21 protein-coding genes are annotated in these 19,485 nt (G+C 35.9%); 8 read left to right on the top strand and 13 right to left on the bottom strand.

What is annotated here, in order from left to right; all coding sequences use genetic code 11:
• Positions 1–4: 4 nt before the first annotated feature.
• Genes UZ34_02180 through UZ34_02160 form a run of 5 tightly spaced genes read right to left on the bottom strand, consistent with a single transcriptional unit; the run spans position 5 to position 5,239 of the window.
• On the bottom strand, positions 5–454 hold the full coding sequence (locus UZ34_02180) for a diacylglycerol kinase (GenBank protein ID AKO64257.1): 450 nt from the start codon (positions 452–454) through the stop codon (positions 5–7).
• A 26-nt stretch (positions 455–480) separates the two neighbouring features.
• Positions 481–1,275: a thymidylate synthase gene (locus UZ34_02175; GenBank protein AKO64256.1), complete on the bottom strand. Its 795-nt coding sequence runs from the start codon at positions 1,273–1,275 to the stop codon at positions 481–483.
• A 3-nt stretch (positions 1,276–1,278) separates the two neighbouring features.
• Positions 1,279–2,718, bottom strand: coding sequence for a threonine synthase (locus tag UZ34_02170; GenBank protein ID AKO64255.1), 1,440 nt, complete (start codon positions 2,716–2,718; stop codon positions 1,279–1,281).
• Complete coding sequence (locus UZ34_02165; protein ID AKO64254.1) at positions 2,715–4,025, bottom strand: homoserine dehydrogenase; 1,311 nt, start codon at positions 4,023–4,025, stop codon at positions 2,715–2,717. The genes UZ34_02170 and UZ34_02165 overlap by 4 nt, the downstream gene beginning before the upstream one ends.
• The gene (locus UZ34_02160; protein ID AKO64253.1) at positions 4,022–5,239 is read right to left on the bottom strand and encodes an aminotransferase; all 1,218 of its coding nucleotides are present in this window, start codon (positions 5,237–5,239) and stop codon (positions 4,022–4,024) included. The genes UZ34_02165 and UZ34_02160 overlap by 4 nt, the downstream gene beginning before the upstream one ends.
• A 48-nt stretch (positions 5,240–5,287) precedes the next feature.
• On the opposite strand from UZ34_02160, the gene UZ34_02155 reads away from it, so the two are divergent.
• Complete coding sequence (locus UZ34_02155) at positions 5,288–5,656, top strand: hypothetical protein (GenBank protein AKO64252.1); 369 nt, start codon at positions 5,288–5,290, stop codon at positions 5,654–5,656.
• On the opposite strand, the gene UZ34_02150 is transcribed toward UZ34_02155, so the two are convergent.
• Complete coding sequence (locus UZ34_02150) at positions 5,649–6,872, bottom strand: 3-oxoacyl-ACP synthase (GenBank protein AKO64251.1); 1,224 nt, start codon at positions 6,870–6,872, stop codon at positions 5,649–5,651. The two genes, UZ34_02155 and UZ34_02150, sit on opposite strands and share 8 nt — an antisense overlap.
• Positions 6,873–6,881: 9 nt before the next feature.
• Entirely contained in the window at positions 6,882–7,397 is a 516-nt protein-coding gene (locus UZ34_02145) for a 3-hydroxydecanoyl-ACP dehydratase (protein AKO64250.1), read from the bottom strand.
• Between the two features lie 96 nt (positions 7,398–7,493).
• On the opposite strand from UZ34_02145, the gene UZ34_02140 reads away from it, so the two are divergent.
• The 7 genes from UZ34_02140 to UZ34_02110 are packed head-to-tail and all read left to right on the top strand — an operon-like array spanning position 7,494 to position 13,651.
• Positions 7,494–8,510: an ATPase AAA gene (locus tag UZ34_02140; GenBank protein ID AKO64249.1), complete on the top strand. Its 1,017-nt coding sequence runs from the start codon at positions 7,494–7,496 to the stop codon at positions 8,508–8,510.
• Complete coding sequence (locus UZ34_02135; GenBank protein AKO64248.1) at positions 8,510–9,361, top strand: hypothetical protein; 852 nt, start codon at positions 8,510–8,512, stop codon at positions 9,359–9,361. The genes UZ34_02140 and UZ34_02135 overlap by 1 nt, the downstream gene beginning before the upstream one ends.
• On the top strand, positions 9,354–10,313 hold the full coding sequence (locus tag UZ34_02130) for a hypothetical protein (protein AKO64247.1): 960 nt from the start codon (positions 9,354–9,356) through the stop codon (positions 10,311–10,313). The genes UZ34_02135 and UZ34_02130 overlap by 8 nt, the downstream gene beginning before the upstream one ends.
• A gap of 3 nt (positions 10,314–10,316) precedes the next feature.
• Positions 10,317–11,297 carry a von Willebrand factor A gene (locus UZ34_02125; GenBank protein ID AKO64246.1) on the top strand — a complete coding sequence of 327 codons (981 nt, stop codon included), beginning with the start codon at positions 10,317–10,319 and terminating at the stop codon, positions 11,295–11,297.
• Between the two features lie 4 nt (positions 11,298–11,301).
• Positions 11,302–11,853 (top strand): hypothetical protein, encoded by a 552-nt coding sequence (locus UZ34_02120; protein AKO64245.1) that lies wholly within the window; start codon positions 11,302–11,304, stop codon positions 11,851–11,853.
• Positions 11,850–12,815 (top strand): von Willebrand factor A, encoded by a 966-nt coding sequence (locus tag UZ34_02115; GenBank protein AKO64244.1) that lies wholly within the window; start codon positions 11,850–11,852, stop codon positions 12,813–12,815. Before UZ34_02120 ends, UZ34_02115 begins: the two co-directional genes overlap by 4 nt.
• The gene (locus UZ34_02110) at positions 12,812–13,651 is read left to right on the top strand and encodes a hypothetical protein (protein ID AKO64243.1); all 840 of its coding nucleotides are present in this window, start codon (positions 12,812–12,814) and stop codon (positions 13,649–13,651) included. Before UZ34_02115 ends, UZ34_02110 begins: the two co-directional genes overlap by 4 nt.
• Here UZ34_02110 and UZ34_02105 read toward each other — a convergent pair.
• The 6 genes from UZ34_02105 to UZ34_02080 form a co-directional block, all read right to left on the bottom strand.
• Positions 13,648–13,926, bottom strand: a complete 279-nt coding sequence (locus UZ34_02105) for a cell division protein FtsB (GenBank protein ID AKO64242.1) — start codon at positions 13,924–13,926, stop codon at positions 13,648–13,650. The genes UZ34_02110 and UZ34_02105 overlap by 4 nt on opposite strands.
• On the bottom strand, positions 13,923–15,209 hold the full coding sequence (eno, locus tag UZ34_02100) for an enolase (protein ID AKO64241.1): 1,287 nt from the start codon (positions 15,207–15,209) through the stop codon (positions 13,923–13,925). Before eno ends, UZ34_02105 begins: the two co-directional genes overlap by 4 nt.
• A 17-nt stretch (positions 15,210–15,226) precedes the next feature.
• Entirely contained in the window at positions 15,227–16,054 is an 828-nt protein-coding gene (locus tag UZ34_02095) for a 2-dehydro-3-deoxyphosphooctonate aldolase (GenBank protein ID AKO64240.1), read from the bottom strand.
• Complete coding sequence (gene pyrG / locus UZ34_02090) at positions 16,051–17,682, bottom strand: CTP synthetase (GenBank protein AKO64239.1); 1,632 nt, start codon at positions 17,680–17,682, stop codon at positions 16,051–16,053. Before pyrG ends, UZ34_02095 begins: the two co-directional genes overlap by 4 nt.
• An 87-nt stretch (positions 17,683–17,769) precedes the next feature.
• Positions 17,770–18,417, bottom strand: coding sequence for a hypothetical protein (locus UZ34_02085; GenBank protein ID AKO64238.1), 648 nt, complete (start codon positions 18,415–18,417; stop codon positions 17,770–17,772).
• A complete protein-coding gene (locus UZ34_02080; GenBank protein ID AKO64237.1) occupies positions 18,410–19,456 on the bottom strand; it encodes a hypothetical protein in 1,047 nt (348 codons plus the stop codon). Before UZ34_02080 ends, UZ34_02085 begins: the two co-directional genes overlap by 8 nt.
• Positions 19,457–19,485 lie beyond the last annotated feature (29 nt).

Below are 19,485 nucleotides of genomic sequence, written 5' to 3'. Positions count from 1 at the left end.
TTTTCTATAAGATTTTTTTGTAAGTAAGGTAAGAAAACTCAATATCATTCTCATTAAACTTTTCAGACTGATCAGTCAAACTCCACACAGAGAGATCTATCATTGGAAAGAAGGCATCGCCATGAATTTCTTGATGAATTTTTGTGACCAATAATTCATCACAACTATCAATCAATTGACTGTAAATTTCACCGCCTCCAATTATAAAAGTTTTTTTATCAGAATCTGGAATGTCATTTAAGGAGCTGATTACATGAACTCCATCAATATTTAGATCGGAATTTCTTGTTAAAACAAAGTTAACTCTGTTTGGCAATGGTTTACCAATCGATTCATAGGTTTTTCTACCCATCACGATTTGATGTCCAGTCGTGATTGCTTTAAATCGCTTAAGATCACCAGACAAATGCCAGGGAAGCGAATTTTTAATCCCAATGACATTGTTTTCGGACATAGCGACAATGATTGAAAAGGTACTCACTAGACTGCAACAGGGGCTTTAATTAATGGGTGAGGGTCATAATTTAATATCTCGAAATCCTCGTACTTAAAGCTAAAAATATCTTTAACATGCGGATTCATTTTCATGATGGGCAAGTCTTTTGCTTCCCTGGATAATTGTTGTTTAACTTGCTCAATATGATTGCTATATATATGTGCGTCACCTAAGGTATGAACAAACTCACCAGGAGCTAAATTAGTTACCTGGGCAATCATTAATGTTAAGAGAGCGTATGAAGCAATATTAAATGGGACGCCAAGAAAGATATCAGCACTTCTCTGATAAAGCTGGCAAGATAATTTATCATTCGCAACATAGAATTGAAAAAAACAATGACACGGAGGCAACTTCATTTTATCAACCTCGCCGACATTCCATGCCGAGACAATAAGCCTTCTGGAATCAGGGTTGCTTTTTATATTTTCAATCAAATTAGAAATTTGATCAATCGTTCTTCCGTCATTCGTTTGCCATGACCTCCACTGAGAGCCATAGACTGGACCAAGATCACCATTTTCATCTGCCCATTCATCCCAAATACTTACCCCATTTTCTTTTAGGTATCCTATATTTGTTGATCCCTTTAAAAACCAAAGGAGTTCATGAATGACAGACTTAAGGTGTACTTTTTTTGTTGTTAGCAGAGGAAATTTTTCAGACAAATCAAATCGCATTTGGTAGCCAAAAACAGAAATTGTTCCTGTCCCGGTCCTATCTTCTTTTTTATCACCGTGTTCTAGAACATGATTTAATAAATCTAAATATTGCCTCATAAATTAAGAATGACTCTCAATGAATTGTTTTACTTGGTTAATGTCGTTTTCAATCTCAAAGGATTTTTGTGCTAACTGTTCAATATTGGATAAACCATCTGGTCTAGGTGGCTTCAATTTAATTGCCTCCATAACCGTTTCCTCAAATTTTGTAGGTAAAGCAGTTTCGAGAACCACCATCGGAATTTCCTCGGACTGATCAAAATGATCAAAAGCTGCCTTAAATCCATCTGCAGTGTGTGTGTCGATAATTAATTTATATTTTTCGTGTAATAGCTTAATAAAGTGTAAACGATTTTCGTGAGAACTAGATGAAGAAGTAAAGCCGTAATTGGATACTTTTCCAAAATAGCCTGTGTTAGATAAATCAAAATTTTCGCCCTGATCAATTTTTTTCCATAGAGATCTTAATTTTTCAGGATCTCGGTCAATTAGATCAAATACAAATCTCTCAAAGTTTGATGCCTTAGAAATATCCATTGAAGGACTCGATGTATGGTAGGTATCATCCGATGCTCGTGGTTTATAAGCGCCCGTTTTAAAAAATTCATCAAGAACATCATTTTCATTAGTTGCCACAATAAGTTTTCTTATAGGCAATCCCATCATTCTAGATATATGCCCAGCACAGATATTGCCGAAGTTTCCTGATGGGACTGTGACATCAATCAATTCATCAGATGAATTTGTTGAGGAAAAATACCCCTTAAAATAATATACCACCTGAGCAATGATTCTTCCCCAGTTGATTGAATTTACTGCGCCAATTTGATTCTTGTCTTTAAATTCAAGGTCATTGGAGACTCCTTTAACAATATCCTGACAATCATCAAAAAAACCATCAATGGAAATATTAAAAATATTATTATCTTGTAAGCTATACATTTGGGCTGTCTGAAATGGACTCATTTTGCCGCGAGGTGATAGCATAAATACGTTAACACCCTTTTTTCCAATCATGGCATATTCTGCAGCTGATCCTGTGTCCCCAGAGGTTGCTCCCAGTATATTTAGAGTCTTGTTTTTTTTATGTAAAAGATATTCAAAAATATTTCCAAGAAATTGCATTGCAATATCTTTAAAAGCCAATGTTGGGCCATTTGATAATGAAAGAAGATATAAATGATTATCCACTTTTGTTAATGGAGTAATATCTTTTGCATCCTGACATTCACGGGTATAGGAAAATTTTTCTTTAGTATATGTTTTATTGATAATGACTTTAAGATCATCATGAGGAATATCATCTTCATCAATAAATAATTTCATGATAGCAAAAGCTAAATCAGGATATGACAGATCTTGTAACTCTTCAAGACTCTTTTTTGATAGTTGAGGATAATTTTCTGGTAAATATAATCCTCCATCTGAAGCTAATCCTGTAATTAATGTATCACTAAAGTTTATTTTTGGCGCTTGGCCACGTGTAGAGATATACTTCATTTTGCTAACTCTTCAAGTCTAATTTTCACTACATTTCCAACATTCGATTTCATTTTTTGAATATCATTAATAATGCTATTAATTTCTTTTTCTTGGGCATTCTTGACAACAATAATGACATCATTTTCTGTCTGATTTTTTTTCAGCATTTTTTGATGCATTTCATCGATTGAGATATTTTTATCAGCAAATAATGATGTTATTTTTGCGAGAACTCCAGCTGCATCCACAAAATTAGCTCTTATGTAGTAACCAGAATTTATTTCATTAATTTTTTTAAATTTTAATGAAGATAAGTTTGAGTCTTCATAACCGAATGATGGGATATGAAAAACCTTATTCCCATTGGAAATTGAGCGTGCTAAATCAATCACATCAGACAATACTGCACTGGCTGTTGGATCAGATCCTGCTCCTGCACCGTAATAGAGGGTCGGGCCTAACATATTTCCCATTACTAAGACCGCATTCATCGGGCCATCTACATTTGCAACGAGTTGTGTTTCAGAAATCAATGTCGGGTGCACTCTCACTTCAATATCTTGATTTACTTTCTTGGCTAGGCCTATCAGCTTGATTCTGTAGCCTAGTTCCTCTGCATATGCCACATCTTTTAATTGAAGATTGGTTATACCTTCAACAAATACGTCGTTAAAGTTTAATGAAACTCCAAAAGCAATTGAAGCGATAATTGTTATCTTATGAGCTGCATCAATCCCTTCAATGTCAAAAGTTGGGTCCGCTTCAGCATACCCTAATGATTGTGCTTGAGACAGGGCTGTTTGAAATGACAACCCATTATTTTTCATTTCAGTGAGAATGTAATTGGTAGTTCCATTCAAAATACCAGCCACCCATTCCACTTTATTTGAAACCACACCTTCACGTAATGCTTTGATAATCGGAATACCACCAGCAACTGAGGCTTCATACAAAATTGAAACATTATTTTCTTTAGCTAAATTAAACAGCTCAGTCCCGTGCAGAGCAATTAATGCTTTGTTAGCTGTAACTAAATGTTTCTTTGCGTTTAATGCCTTTTTAGCAAAATCAAAAGCAATTCTAGTCCCACCAATTAATTCAAGCACGACGTCAGACATATTGATTAAATCATCAATATCTTTTGCGATCAGTTTTTCATCGCCAGCAACGCTGATAATTTTTTCATGGTCAAGGTCCAGTATAGATGCAATTTCAAAATCTATCCCTGTCTTGGCAAGAATTTCATCATGATTTTCGCGCAATACATTAAAGACTCCAGAGCCAACCGTTCCAAAACCCAAAATTCCTATTTTAAACTTACTCATTGTTTAACAATTCCTGTAAAAAATTCATTTAATCTTGTAAGTGCCACTTTTAAATTATCTTCATCAGGTAAAAAGACAACTCTAAAGTGATTATTATCACACCAATTAAAACCGCTTCCCTGGACCAAGAGTACTTTTGTATCAATAAGAATCTTTAAAATAAGGTCTTGGTCATTATCAATTTTGTATTTTTTGGGATCCAGTCTAGGAAACAAATACATCGCCGCATCAGGCTTCACACAGCTTACCCCAGGAATTTGCGACACTAAATCATAGGCTAAATCTCTTTGTCTAGCTAACCTACCACCAGGCGCAACAAGATCGTTAATGCTTTGATAACCCCCAAGAGCAGTTTGAATTGCCAATTGACCTGGCACATTAGAACACAACCTCATTGATGCAAGCATATTTAATCCCTCTAAATAATCTGATGCATTTTTTTTGTCACCAGATAAAATAAGCCAGCCAGCTCGATAACCACAAGCTCTGTAATTTTTTGATAAGCCATTGAAGGTTAAAAAAACTATATCATCAGCTAATGATGCGATTGAGGTGTGCTTATTTCCATCATAAAGAACCTTATCGTAAATCTCATCCGCCATAACAATCAGATTATTTTCTCTGGCAATCTGAATAATTCCTTTCAAAATTTCATCCGGATATAAAGATCCAGTTGGATTATTTGGGTTAATGACCACTATTGCTTTTGTCTTGGATGTCACTTTAGATTTAATGTCATTTAAATCTGGATACCATTTTTGTTTTTCATCACATACATAGTGGACTGGCTTTCCACCAGCCAGCCTAACTGCAGCTGTCCAAAGTGGATAATCTGGCATCGGGATCAGAACCTCATCTCCATTATTAATTAGGCCTTGCATAGCCATAACAATTAATTCTGAAACGCCATTACCGATGATAATGTCATCAACATCGACATCTTTTATTTGTTTTTCTTGCACATAATGCATGATTGATTTTCTTGGAGCAAAAAAACCATGGCTCTCAGTATAGCCAGAAGCTTGCGACATGTTTCTGATTACATCTTGTGTAATTTCATCAGGCGCCTCAAATCCAAAAGCAGCTGGATTGCCAATGTTCATTTTTATAACCTTATGGCCTGCTTCCTCCATTTGCTTTGCATGACCTAATACAGGTCCACGAATGTCATAGCAGACATCATCCAGCTTATTAGATTTTTGAATTTTTTTCACTTTTAAATAACTATATAATTAATAAAATTATTAACAAATTATCAGATTATGAAATTCCATGAAACGACTGATAAAGATCTTAATTATATCAGTGCCTACGAAGAAAATTGGTTAAAAATTAATAATAAAAGGTATAACCAATCAATAATTGTTCTACCCAATGAGGTGTTAAGTATTGAGAAACAATCCTCTCTAGAAGTGGCTCAGCTAATAAAAGAAATTCATAAAGAGAGGAGTCTCGAGTTAATCATCGTTGCATCCAAAAACAATATCGAATTCACTCGGATCGCTAAATATAAAGAGATTATCTCTATGCAAATTGGTATTGAATTTATGAAACTTGAAAGTGGTTATCGAACTTTTAACATTACCATGTCAGAATTAAGAGAAGCCGCCTTGATTGTTGCACTTAATTGATTTTCGAAAATAGCAGGGTTGCATTAGTGCCGCCAAATCCAAAGCTGTTTGACATAATCGTTTTAATTTGTTTACTTTCAATTAGCTTGGTAACTATCATCACATCCTGAATATTTTCATCAATATTGTCCACATTTGCTGAAGCTGCAATAAAATCATTTTTCATCATGATGAGTGAATAAATGGCTTCATTAACTCCAGCTGCGCCTAAGGCATGTCCAGATAATGATTTAGTTGAGGCGATTAAAGGAATATCTCCAAATCTCCCTGAGGCAAAAACATTTTTTATTGCGTTAATTTCAACAACATCACCAACCGGTGTGCTTGTGCCATGCGTGTTGATGTAGTCCACTTTCTCCACATTTCCTAACGCCATTATCATAGATCGCTCAGCACCCTCTCCGCTTGGAGCAACCATATCGTGGCCATCTGATGTAGCTCCGTAGCCTGTTACCTCTGCATAAATAGTTGCACCTCTGTTTTTCGCATGTTCATAATCTTCTAAAACTAAAATTCCTGCTCCTCCAGAAATTACAAATCCATCTCTATCTTTATCATATGTTCTTGAGGCGGTTTCAGGGGCATCATTAAACTTTGATGACATGGCTCCCATGGCATCAAAAAGATAGCTCATAGTCCAATGTTCTTCTTCCGCTCCCCCTGCAAAAACAATATCTTGTTTACCAAGCTGAATTTGTTCTACTGCATTCCCAATACAATGTGCGCTGGTGGAACAAGCTGAACTGATTGAATAATTAATTCCTTTGATCTTTGCGCCAGTGGCTAAACAGGCTGCCACGCCATTAGACATGGTTTTAGTTACCATATAAGGGCCAACTCGCCTGATGCCCTTTTCGGAAAGCGTTTCTGTTCCTTGCAGCATAGATTCGGTTGATGTTCCTCCTGCCCCAACAATGAGACCTGTCATTGGATTGGATACTAAATCATCACTAAGTTTAGCGTCTGCAATTGCCTCCTGCATAGCAATCCAGGCATAGGCATGGCCTTTTGCCATAAAGCGAAGAAGTTTGCGATCTATCAATTCTTCGTAATTAATATTGACTGAGCCAGCGACCTGGGAGCGAAGCCCTCTCTCTGCATATTCAGGCTGAAAGGTGATTCCTGACTTTCCATGGTAAAGGCTATCTTTCACTTCGGACTGATTATTTCCTAAACTAGAAACAATCCCTAATCCAGTAATAACTACTCTTCTCAAATACTTTCCTTAAAAATTTTCTGTTGACTTAAATAAACCAACTTTCAAATCATTTGCTTCATAAATCACACGTCCATCGACTTGCATTTTAGCATCTGCAATACCCATCACCAATTTTCTCATAATCACACGTTTTAAATTGATTAAATATGTAATTTTTTTTGCGTTTGGAAGGACTTGACCAGTAAATTTAACCTCACCACTACCCAATGCCCTTCCCTTTCCCTCCCCGCCTTTCCAGCCAAGAAAGAAACCAACTAATTGCCACATCGCATCTAAACCCAGACACCCTGGCATCACAGGATCATTTTCAAAATGACATTTAAAGAACCAAAGGTCAGGATTAATGTCCATTTCTGCGTGGATGAATCCTTTGTTAAATTCACCTTGATCGTCATTGATTTCAATAATTCGATCAAACATTAACATTGGGGGCAAAGGCAGTTGGGCATTTCCAGGGCCAAACATATTACCCTGGCCGCACTCAATCAATTCATCGTACGAATAGCTATTTTTGGTGATCATGTTATATTTTAGTTTATTTAGAATTCATCATTATAAACAATAAAAATAGTTTAATGATTAATTCATGAACCTTTAGTTTTATAGAAAGATCAAGAAATGGCAAAAAAAAATCTCGCTGATTGGTTAAAAAGTGCAACAACTCTTGAGAAACAAATTAATGAAGTAATCCTAGGTCAAGAAAATCCAATTCGTCTCATTCTCATTTCAATATTTGCTCGTGGGCATGTCTTACTCGAAGGTGATGTTGGAGTCGGAAAAACCACGATGCTTCGTGCAGTTGCTCGAGGGATTGGTGGTGGTTATGAGAGGATTGAGGGGACGATTGACTTAATGCCAAATGATTTGATCTACCATACTTACTTAGGTGATGATGGCAAACCCCATGTTGATAAGGGTCCTGTCTTAAGATCTGGTGAAGATTTAAGCATCTTCTTCTTTAATGAAATAAATCGAGCAAGGCCGCAGGTGCATTCTCTTATGCTAAGAATCATGGCTGAGAAAACTCTTTCTGCATTTAACCAAGAGTTTCACTTTCCTCATTTAATTGTTTTTGCAGATCGAAATCAAGTTGAAAAAGAAGAGACATTTGAAATACCATCTGCTGCAAGGGATCGATTTATGATGGAAATTCCAATCGTAATTCCTAATAACGATGACCTAATGACTGATCTAATTTTTGATACAAAATTTCATAATGCTGATGAACTAATAACCAAAGTCAAAACAGATCAATTGAGTTTTGATCAGCTAAATAATGTAGCTGCTGAAATTCAAGAAAATATTGATGCCACAAAAGAATTAGAAAAATATGCTTTGAATTTATGGAAGGCAACTATAAAACCTCAGGATTTCAATATTAAGATATCTGATATTGATATCAGCAGGCTTATTGTATCTGGGTCAAGTCCTCGGGGAATTAGTATGATGATGAAATGTGCTCGAGTTAATGCATGGATGAACAATCGTTCGTCAGTTCTCCCAGAAGACATTCATCAAATTTTCCATGAAACTATTGCTCACAGATTGGTGTTTAATCCTGTATATGATTTAAGAAGGACTGAAATATCCAGAGAATTAACTACTGAAATAATCAACAAGGTTAGTGCGCATTAATGTCTGTCGAGTTCTTTAACTATCATATTAACTGGAAGTCTAAAGCCATTCATCCAGGAAGGCATAAATCGGATCAGCGAGGTATGGGGATTGAATTTGCAGGTCACTCGAATCTTCTTGATTATCCAGACCCAAGAAGGATAGATCTTCGAATGACAATGAGAGATCCAATGGACCAGATTTATGTGCGCATCTTTAATCAAAGAAGCGCTACACCCATTATGATTTTCAATGATTTATCAGCCAGCATGAGTTTTGGTCAAGCAAGCAAGTTAGAGCGTGCAGCAGAGATTGCAAAGATTGTTAAAAACTCTGCTTACCAAAATAGTGATGCCATTGGTCTTGTCGGCTTTCATGATACGGTAGATGATGATTGGGTTGCCCCCTTGTCTTACAGACCATACTTAGCCGAGAGTTTGATTAACAAAATTACCTTAGAAAAAAATCATAATAAAGGTTCTAATGGTTTATTAAAGCTGCATCAATACCTTCCAAAGGATCATACACTGATCTTTCTCATTTCTGATTTTCATATGCCTATTGAAGAGATAACAGTATTCTTGAATAACACAAGAAAACATACTGTTGTTCCAGTTATTTTATGGGATAAGGATGAATATTCTAATTTACCGAAGTTTGGTATTACAACATTCACTGATCCTGAAACGTTAGAAGAGAGAACAATATTGTTAAGAAAAAAACTTATCAAAGATATTATTACTAAATTTAATCAAAGAAAAAATCAATTGACGAAATTATTTAATAGCTTTGATGCCCCGCCTTTTTTTGTGGAGAGTGAGTTTAATCCAGATGATATGACTCACTACTTTAATGAGTATTACCATGCTTAGGTTTATTATATTAATTACATGTGCAAATTTAGTTTTTGCATTTGAAGATCCAAAAAAATATCCTGATCTTGATGAAGAGTTTTACACCCTATCAATAACCGAACCCAGTCAGAAAGTGGGTTACCATGTTGGTGATCTAGTTCAAAGACAAATTAAATTGACTGTGCATGAACCGTACGTCCTCGTCGAAGAATCATTACCAATTGTAGGCTATGAAAAACGTTTTAGGGGCCAGCTGCTTGGAATTACCCTGCAAAATATCGATAAGAAAATTAACAAGAATGAATTAGATCTGCTTTTGACTTATCAAATATTTACTAACAACGTGGTCGCTAAGCCAGCCTTTATAACTGCTGATTACTACAGGGTCGTTAATAAAAAAAATCCTGAGGAAGTTTTAAAATTAAGGGTCCCCGAGCTCACAATAGCAGTCTCTCCTATTGCAATATTTGGAGATATTAAAGTCCAAGAAGATATGAGTGATTTTAGAGGTCCAGTTTTAATTGAACAACAACAATACTTAAATAAAATTTATATTAGTGCTGCTGTCTTTATCTTTTCCCTCTTTGTTCTATTGTACGTTTATACAAAATTCACCATTCTTCCAGGATTTAAAAAGACATTTTTACCGTTATATAGAAAATTAAAAAAAGATAAAGATATAAAGATTGATGAAATCATTAAATTGATTCATGGGCAAATAAATAATTATTCAGAAGCGAGTATTTTTGAAAAAAACCTTAAAGACCTGTATACCAAAAATTCATCTTTTAAGTTTATTGAAAAAGAGCTAATTTTATTTTTTAAAATTTCAAATCAGAAACTATTTACCAAGCAAATGAAAGAGAATACATCCATTAGAGATTGGCTGATTTCTTTCTGCTTTCATCTGCATTTATGTGAAAAAAAGATTCCTGTTAAGAACACAGATATTAAACTAATAAAAATATAAGATATGTTTTTTTTGAACCCTTTATTTCTGATCTTAATTCCTTTGGTATTCGTCCCATTTATTTTTAAAGTCATATCCAAAAACTTTTACTCGTGGAACACGCTGATTCCAGACGATTCATCATCACTATTCCTGTCCATTTTAATCAAAGCTTTTAATAGCTTGATTATTCTTTTTTTAATTCTCTATTTTGCGTCTCCTCAAATGCCCCAAGAGACAGTAACTAAAGTTGGAGTCGGTTCTCAAATAGGGCTTGTGCTTGATAGAAGTGCCTCTATGGACGATCCTTTCTCTGGATCAACCCAATTTGACGATGAAGGCGTTGGCGAGACTAAATCAGCTGCGGCTGCTAGACTTATTATCAATTTTGTCGAGTCAAGAAAAAATGACATGATTGGAGTTATAACCTTTAGTAACTCGGCCATGTTTGTCTTACCTCTCACGCAAAATAAGAGTGCAATTACAGGGGCAGTTAATGCAACAGCAGGCAATGCTCTATTTCAAACAAATATTGGTGCTGGTCTTTCAAGCGTTTCAGAACTCTTTGCTAAAGTGGAAGACTCGGGTTCACGTGCCGTAATTTTATTGTCAGATGGAGCTGGAAGAATTGATGCGCCAACGCAACAAAAAATAAGAGACTGGTTTGATCGTTTTGATATCGGCTTGTATTGGATTGTCTTAAGACAGCCAGGTGGAATAAGTATCTTTGATGAAAATCTAAAAATTAGAGACGAAACACAACCTCCACCCCAAATAGAACTATTTGATTATTTCAAAACTTTTAGATCACCATTCCAGGCTTATGAGGCAGAAGATCCAGCATCACTTGAAAAGGCCATCAAAGATATTAACCTGAAAGAAAAAAAACAAATTTTTTATGAAGAAGTGATTCCAGGCACTAATTATTCGCTTCATCTTCTAATTGGTGCTTTTTTAATGACATTTGTACTATTCTTTCTTAAACTGATTGAGTTAAAAAGATAATATTATGAAAAAATTAAATCAATTTTTTACAGTTAAATACATAACGAGTATCGCCTTGCTTGGTTTGTTGCTTAGCGCCTTGTTCATCATTTTTAATCTTTTTAATCTGTATAAAACAAATAAATTTAATGATGAAGTGTCAGCTGGTGAGAATCCGTCATTTTTTGAACAGAGCTTTGAAGCAAGGTACTCCACAGCATATTGGTTGGCCAAAAAAGAAATGTTTAAGGAGTCAACAATTTTATTTAATGCCCTAATGAAGGATGCTGATGATGATCAAAAATCAGCACTCCAATACAATATAGGAAATATTTTCTTCACAAGGGGTTTAATCATCAATGGAACAAGTATGTCTGTTAGAGATGAGGCAGAATATTTGTTTCAACAAGCCAACAAAGCATATCGTCAATCATTAAAATTTGGGCCTTATTATTGGGATGCAAAACATAACCTGGATAGGTTACTTACCATGCTCCCACCTGATCCAACACCTGGGGTTGGAGACTCAGATGCTCCAGGCCTCATTATGGGTAATATTCCTATCGGTTTACCATGATTTTTTTTGATAAATTTAAAAAACATTTTGAGAAAAAAAGTGATTTTTTTCTCCTTGTTAGTTTTATTTTATTGTTGCTGGCATTAATCAATCCATCTATACCAGTTAATCAACCCCTTTATAACTATATTTTGATTGCAGATATTTCTCAAAGTATGAATACGGAAGATATGAAAATTAATCAAAAAACGGTATCTCGATTGGACTACACAAAACATATCATGAGCCGTTTAGTGGAGGACTTTCCGTGCGGCACAAAAGTGAGTATTGGAATGTTCGCTGGAGTGTCTGTTTCGGCAACTTACTCTCCTATTGAAGTATGTGAGAACTTTAGTAATATTAATACCACCATTAGCAAACTTGATTGGAGGGCCACTTGGTCAGGTAATACAAGAATTAGAGAATCTGTGGTAAATTTAGCCAGGCTTATTCGAAGTTTTCCCGAATCTGCACAAGTCGTCTTTTTTACTGATGGTGAAGAAGCTCCAAAGCTTCACGTCTTTAATACAAGGGATCTTGAGCAATTTCAGGGCGGCAATGATTGGTTGTTTGTTGGAATAGGTTCTGATGAAGGAGCACCGATCCCAAAATATGATAATAAAAATCAACTTATTGGATATTGGTCAAATGATAGCTTTGCTCTTCAACCTGGGATAGCACAAATATCGGAATCTAATATTGGTGTGAGGGATGACAATGTAGCCAGTGGTGCAACTGATCGCTATATGTCAAAACTTGATAGAGAATACCTTGAAAAATTAGCAAAGGAAATTGGAGGTTTTTATGTTGATGGTCAAAGTTACCGTGCCGTTAAAAAAGAAATGAAAAAACAGCCTCCTGCATGGAAAGCCCCAGATCAATTTTATCTTCAACCTATTTTATGTTTTCTTGCATTATTGTTTTTTATCGCCAGATTCGTATCAAAAGCGAATATCATTAGCCTGATTAGAAAAGTTACATGATGCTTATCAATTTACTCGATCACTATTCAATCATTGAAATTTCAGGGGATGATCACCTTGATTTTCTCCAAGGTCAACTGACAAACGATATCAAAAAAAATGAACAAAAGTTTATTTATAGCGGCATGTGCAACCCTAAGGGAAGATTATTTGCGTTTTTAAGAATCTTGAGAGTTCCTGATTTAAACTCAACCTTTTTAGTCATCCCCTCATCTCTAGCTGATGCCGTTCAAAAAAGATTAACGATGTTTATTCTTAGGTCTAAGGTCGTGATTCAGAAATCAGAAAACTTTCATCTATTAGGAATTATCGAAGACAGCACTCTTTTTAAGATACCTGATGATCAGAAATTAAACTTACCTGACCAAACAAATCGCTCTGTAATAATTTTTAACGATCCAGATTTATTTAATCAAATTACAAGTGAACATCATTTTGAAGATATTTCAAATTGGATTAAAAAAGATATTGAATTTGGTATCCCAGAGGTAATGGAACAGACACAAGAAAAATTCTTAGCGCACACATGTAACCTTGATTTAATAGATGCCGTTAACTTCAAGAAGGGGTGCTATACCGGCCAAGAAATAGTTGCAAGAACGCACTACCTCGGCAAACCAAAACATCGTAGTTTTTATGGTGTGATAAATTCTAAATTGTCTTTAAGTTATGGAGAACAAGTCTTGGAAAATGATCAAAGCATTGGAACTGTGGTCAATTTTATTTGCTGCGAAGACAAGACACATGTTCTGTTTGAAAAAACCTTAGACACACAAGACGATAGCTTAAATATTAAGGGTGAAAAGCTCGTAGTAACTAAATCATTTGTAAGTTAATTTTTTTTATCAATAATTAAAAAAAATGTTTCATTTTTTTTAATTAAGCCCAAATCGAAACGCGCCTTTCCCTCAATAACATCCGTGCCATTTTTTAAATCCTGAACAACAGCCAAAAGAATATCATTTTCCGACTTTATTTGCTCGTTGACTTTTAGCTGTTGATCGATTTGTTTATGTAACGAAATCACATTCAACCATCCACCTTTGCCAAGCCACAAGGGGTACTGCAACGCTAATATTAAAGTAACAAAAATGAATGTCAGAAATTTCATTTAGTTAATTGATAAAATGCATCTAGCCCGGCATATTTAGCCTGGTCTTGTAACTCTTCTTCAATTCTTAGGAGCTGGTTGTATTTGGCCACTCTCTCAGATCGTGACATGGACCCGGTTTTAATTTGCATCGCGTTTGTCCCTACCGCCAAATCTGCGATGGTGGTATCTTCAGTCTCACCAGATCGATGTGATATCACGGCGGTGTAGTTATTATCTTGGGCTAATTTAATTGTTTCCAATGTCTCGGCTAATGTGCCTATTTGATTCACTTTAATCAATACAGAATTTGCTATTTTTTTCTCAATTCCCTCTTTAAGTATTTTTGGGTTGGTCACAAATAGATCATCCCCAACCAGCTGAATTTTTTTTCCTAATCTTTCGGTCAAAATTTTCCAACCATCCCAGTCATTCTCATCCAAACCGTCCTCAATACTGATGATTGGATATTTATCACACCACGACTCAAGATAATTTACCATCTCAGCCGAGCTCAATTTAAGATTTTCAGATTTTAAATGATAGTACCCATCGCAATAAAATTCAGAAGAAGCGCAATCTAAGGCAATAAAAACATGCTTACCAGCTTGATATCCGGCATGCTCAATTGACTGCATTATTAATTCTATCGCCTCTTCATTGGAGCTTAAATTGGGAGCAAAACCACCCTCATCCCCAACTGTTGTTGATAAATTTCTTTTCGCTAAATTTTCCTTTAAGGAATGAAACACCTCTGTACCACAACGAATCGCATCTGAAAAACTTCCAAAACCAGCTGGCACAATCATAAATTCTTGAATATCAACACTGTTATCAGCATGCGCTCCACCATTGATAATATTCATCATTGGAGTGGGTAGAGAATATGTATTTTCTTTTATCACGGTTTGATACAAAGGTTTTTTTGAAGAATTAGCATAGGCATGAGCGTTAGCCAAAGATACCGCCAATAAACTATTCGCACCCAATCTTTCTTTATTTGATGTTCCATCAAGGTTTATTAAAATGTCGTCGACTTTTGTTTGCTCAGACACATCTTGTCCGACAAGAGCCTCATTAATTTCAGTATTTATAAAGTTAACGGCATTGAGCACACTTTTGCCCTTATAAACTGATTTATTCTTGTCCCTTAATTCGATAGCTTCTTTAGAACCTGTTGAGGCTCCTGAAGGTACAATAGCTCTACCAAAACTTCCATCCTGAAGAATTACATCCGCTTCAACAGTCGGGTTGCCCCTGGAGTCAATTACTTGTCTTGCTTTAATTTTTTTTATAATTGTCATGCTTATCCTATTTAAATCTAATCAACTGAACTTTGTTTGACAAGGTGATCAATACCTTGAAGGGTTTTAAGTAAATCTTTCATGTTATCTAATGGCACCGCATTTGGACCATCAGATAAAGCCTCGCTCGGATTAGGATGAGTTTCCATAAATATGCCAGATATGCCAACGGCCATAGCTGCTCTCGCAAGTAATGGAACAAACTCGCTTTGCCCACCACTTCTATCCCCTTGTCCGCCAGGCTGTTGAACAGAATGAGTGGCATCAAACACTACAGGGCAATTAGTGGCTCGCATGATTGATAACGACCTCATGTCTGACACAAGCGTATTGTAACCAAAAGAGACGCCCCTCTCACACACCATAATGTTATCAATCCCGCCGTTAGCTTCTTTAGCTTTTTTTACCACCATAGACATATCTTGGGGTGCCAAGAATTGTCCCTTTTTAATATTCACTGGTTTTCCAGATTTTGCCACAGCATGAATAAAATCAGTTTGACGGCATAAAAAGGCAGGAGTCTGTAATACATCTACAACCTCGGCAACACTATTTACCTGATCTTCAGTATGAACATCAGTAAGCACCGGAAGGTCAAACTCTTTTTTCACCTTTTCAAGAATTCTTAAACCTTCCTCTATTCCATGACCTCGGAATGTATTATTAGAGCTTCGATTAGCCTTATCAAATGAGGATTTAAAAATAAAATTAATTCCTAAGGATGATGTTGTTTCTTTTAATTGTTCTGCAACAGACATGGTCATTGATTCATTTTCAATCACACAGGGACCTGCTATCAGAAAAAATGGGTAGTCTAGCCCAGCATCAAATCCACATAACTTCACAGTGTATCCTTTTTATGTTCTAAAACATGTTTAATATAATCTAAAAATAATGGATGGGAGTCTTTTGGATTGGAAGTAAATTCAGGATGAAATTGGCAGGCAAAGAACCAGGGGTGGTTCTCTTTTGAAAGCTCTATAATTTCACACAAGTCATCCTCTTTGGTCCGGGACGAAATTACTAAGCCTGCAGCTTTTAAATCATCAATATATTTATTATTTACCTCATATCGATGGCGATGCCTTTCATTTACATGTTTACCATATATTGAACTGGCTATGGTATTGGGCTCAACAATTGCTACTTGAGCACCAAGTCTCATAGTCCCGCCTAGATCTGAACTTTCATCTCGATGCATCAACTCACCTGACTTATCTTTCCATTCCGTAATCAATCCAATGATCGGATTACTTGTTGTTGGATCAAACTCGGTACTGTTCGCATTTTTTATGCCAAGGACATTCCTAGCATACTCAACAACTGCAAGTTGCATACCCAAACATATTCCTAGGAAGGGAATTTTATTCTCCCTAGCAAATTGAATTGCTTTAATTTTTCCCTCAGTACCCCTCTTGCCAAATCCTCCTGGTACTAAGATAGCGTCAATTTTAGATAATGGAGATAGATCAGATTCCAGCCCCTCTGAATCAATAAAATGTAATTTTATTTTTGCATGATGATGGAAGCCGCTGTGTATAAGTGCCTCTGTTAACGATTTATATGATTCAGTAAGGTCAACATACTTGCCAACAAAGCCAATATTGAGCTCAATTTGTGAATCAGAAATAAGTTTTTCAATTTTTTTCCAACCAGACAAATCAGCGTGAGGTGATTTTATTTTTAATATATCACACACAATGTCATCGATTTTTTGCGCATGAAGCATTTGTGGAATTTTATATATAGAGTCTGAGTCGATACAGGAAATAACTGAGCCTTTCTGTACATTGGTAAACAAGGCAATTTTATCTTTTTCCTCTTGCGGAATTTCCGTCTCTGAACGGCATAATAAAATATCTGGTTGGATACCAATCTCACGTAATTCTTTAACTGAGTGTTGTGTAGGTTTTGTTTTTAGTTCGCCCGCAGTAGCGATGTATGGTAGAAGTGTTAAATGAATGTAGCAGGTGTTTTCTCGTCCCTCTTCAAAACCCATTTGTCTGATGGCTTCCAGGAAAGGTAATGATTCAATGTCACCAACTGTGCCACCAACCTCAACAATAGCTACATCTGACCCCTTTGCCCCTTCTTTAATCTGTAATTTTATTTCATCAGTTATGTGAGGGATCACTTGAACCGTTTTTCCTAAATATTCTCCTCTGCGCTCTTTTTTAATAACTGAATCGTAAATTTGCCCTGTTGTAAAATTACTTTTTTTGGTCATTTTGGATGAAACAAATCGCTCATAGTGACCGAGATCTAAGTCGGTTTCAGCTCCATCGTCAGTTACAAATACTTCCCCGTGCTGAAAAGGACTCATGGTGCCTGGATCCACGTTAATATAAGGATCAAGTTTTAACATAGTAACTTTAATTTTTCTTGATTCTAGAATAGAGCCAAGGCTTGCGGCAGAAATACCTTTACCAAGGGATGAGACAACGCCGCCAGTTACGAAAATATATTTGGTCATGATTTATTAATTATTTGCTGACGGATAAATATTTTACTTTATTGAACAGATAACCACAATCGATAAATGGAGTTATGTTTCCAAGGATTAAACCTTAGGGCCATATCCTTGGAATTTATGAATGACCTTGTCCATTTCATCATCTGTGAGAAGGTTTGACTCTCCGATTTTCAGTAACTCAATGTACTGCTGAGATAAATGCTCCAGCTCTTGAGCCAGAAAATAAGCATCATCGATATCAGCTGAAACAACAATAGCGCCATGGTTCGCCATTAAACATGCCTTGAGTGATCCTAATGACGTAATGACTTCCTCTGAGAGTTCTTTGCTACCAAACAACCTATAGGCGCCACACCTCACTTCTTTACCGCCAAATAAAGCAATCATGTAATGAAAGGCTGGTATGTTCTTTCTCAATACACTCAATGTGCTCGCAAACACAGAATGAGTATGAATGATTGCATTTACATCACTTCTTTCCTCATATATTCGTTTATGAAAATGCCACTCACTAGAGGGTCTTTGAGACATGGTTTGAATAAATTCCTCATCCAAAGCTAAAGGGCACTTCACTATATCTATTGGCTTTAGATTTTCTGAAACAGTTCCGCTAGGTGTAATGTAAAAATGGTCATCTAACCGAACACTAATATTTCCGGTGGCAGCATGATTGAGACCTTCTTGGATGAGCTTGTTTGAGATATCACAAATTTTTTCTTGAATAGAATTATGCATAAACAGCTTTCAGGACTTCAGGTTTAAAAATTCCCTTTTCGGTAATAATACCGGATATCAGATGATTTGGAGTGATATCAAACGCAGGATTGTGTGCATTGAATTCAGAAAAACTAACAACAGATAATTGTTTATTTTCATCTAAACCATTAATTTTTAATATCTCATCAGTTGAGCGATTTTCAATATCAAAATTGATTTCGTCTTTAAAGTTAATATCTATTGTTGATGATGGAGCTGCTACATAAAATGGAATATTATTAGCTTTGGCAGCCAAAGCCTTTAAGTATGTTCCAATCTTATTGCAAACATGCCCATTGATTGAAATTCGATCTGCACCAACAATCACTGCGTCAACTTTTTTTTCCATCATCAATAGACCGCCGGCGTTATCCACAATTAAAGTGTATGGAATTTTTTCATTCATCAATTCCCAGCATGTTAGTAATCCCTGATTTCTTGGCCTAGTCTCATCCACCCACACATGAATATTTTGATTATTCCTAAAAGCTTCGAATATTGGACTCAAGGCCGTCCCATGATCCACTGTAGCCAGCCATCCTGCATTGCAATGGGTAAGAATATTGTTGTAATTATTATCAATTATCAATTGGCCTCCATGAACACCAATCTGATGATTGCATTGCATATCATTTTGAATTAATTTCTCCGCATAATTCCAAGCGAAACCCAATCGTCTTTCTTGCGATATTTTTTGAATTTCCTCGCTCATTGAGTTCACCGCCCAAGCGAGATTAACTGCAGTAGGCCTGGCCTTAATTATTTCTTGAGAAAGATGATTGAGATTCTCATCTGAAGAGTCGGTAGACATGCCAAGTAATAATGCCAATGCACCAGTAATCCCAATCACCGGAGCCCCTCTTACTTGCATTGTTTTGATAGCATTAATGAGGTCTTCATGCTGGCTGGTCGATTTAATGGAAAACTCAAATGGAAGTAATGCTTGATCAATAAAAAAAACCTTACTATTTTCTCGATCAAGCCAAATGGTTTGGTAATGTTTGCCAGCAACCTTCATGATGCAGTTCTTAAATCTGGAAAGATATC

The sequence above is a fragment of the Methylophilales bacterium MBRSF5 genome, from assembly GCA_001044335.1.
GTDB lineage: Bacteria > Pseudomonadota > Gammaproteobacteria > Burkholderiales > Methylophilaceae > BACL14.
Note: the sequence above shows the minus strand (reverse complement) of the source record. Positions and strands in the feature narration are given on the sequence as shown.

Excerpts from the sequence above, each read along its gene's own strand:
- UZ34_02115 (AKO64244.1), top strand. The coding sequence starts at position 11,850 with ATGATTTTTTTTGATAAATTTAAAAAACATTTTGAGAAAAAAAGTGAT.
- UZ34_02135 (AKO64248.1), top strand. The coding sequence starts at position 8,510 with ATGTCTGTCGAGTTCTTTAACTATCATATTAACTGGAAGTCTAAAGCC.
- UZ34_02140 (AKO64249.1), top strand. The coding sequence starts at position 7,494 with ATGGCAAAAAAAAATCTCGCTGATTGGTTAAAAAGTGCAACAACTCTT.
- UZ34_02110 (AKO64243.1), top strand. The coding sequence starts at position 12,812 with ATGATGCTTATCAATTTACTCGATCACTATTCAATCATTGAAATTTCA.
- UZ34_02105 (AKO64242.1), bottom strand. The coding sequence starts at position 13,926 with ATGAAATTTCTGACATTCATTTTTGTTACTTTAATATTAGCGTTGCAG.
- UZ34_02175 (AKO64256.1), bottom strand. The coding sequence starts at position 1,275 with ATGAGGCAATATTTAGATTTATTAAATCATGTTCTAGAACACGGTGAT.
- UZ34_02085 (AKO64238.1), bottom strand. The coding sequence starts at position 18,417 with ATGCATAATTCTATTCAAGAAAAAATTTGTGATATCTCAAACAAGCTC.
- UZ34_02080 (AKO64237.1), bottom strand. The coding sequence starts at position 19,456 with ATGAAGGTTGCTGGCAAACATTACCAAACCATTTGGCTTGATCGAGAA.
- UZ34_02170 (AKO64255.1), bottom strand. The coding sequence starts at position 2,718 with ATGAAGTATATCTCTACACGTGGCCAAGCGCCAAAAATAAACTTTAGT.
- UZ34_02165 (AKO64254.1), bottom strand. The coding sequence starts at position 4,025 with ATGAGTAAGTTTAAAATAGGAATTTTGGGTTTTGGAACGGTTGGCTCT.
- UZ34_02155 (AKO64252.1), top strand. The coding sequence starts at position 5,288 with ATGAAATTCCATGAAACGACTGATAAAGATCTTAATTATATCAGTGCC.
- UZ34_02120 (AKO64245.1), top strand. The coding sequence starts at position 11,302 with ATGAAAAAATTAAATCAATTTTTTACAGTTAAATACATAACGAGTATC.
- UZ34_02180 (AKO64257.1), bottom strand. The coding sequence starts at position 454 with ATGTCCGAAAACAATGTCATTGGGATTAAAAATTCGCTTCCCTGGCAT.
- UZ34_02145 (AKO64250.1), bottom strand. The coding sequence starts at position 7,397 with ATGATCACCAAAAATAGCTATTCGTACGATGAATTGATTGAGTGCGGC.
- pyrG (AKO64239.1), bottom strand. The coding sequence starts at position 17,682 with ATGACCAAATATATTTTCGTAACTGGCGGCGTTGTCTCATCCCTTGGT.
- UZ34_02125 (AKO64246.1), top strand. The coding sequence starts at position 10,317 with ATGTTTTTTTTGAACCCTTTATTTCTGATCTTAATTCCTTTGGTATTC.
- eno (AKO64241.1), bottom strand. The coding sequence starts at position 15,209 with ATGACAATTATAAAAAAAATTAAAGCAAGACAAGTAATTGACTCCAGG.
- UZ34_02130 (AKO64247.1), top strand. The coding sequence starts at position 9,354 with ATGCTTAGGTTTATTATATTAATTACATGTGCAAATTTAGTTTTTGCA.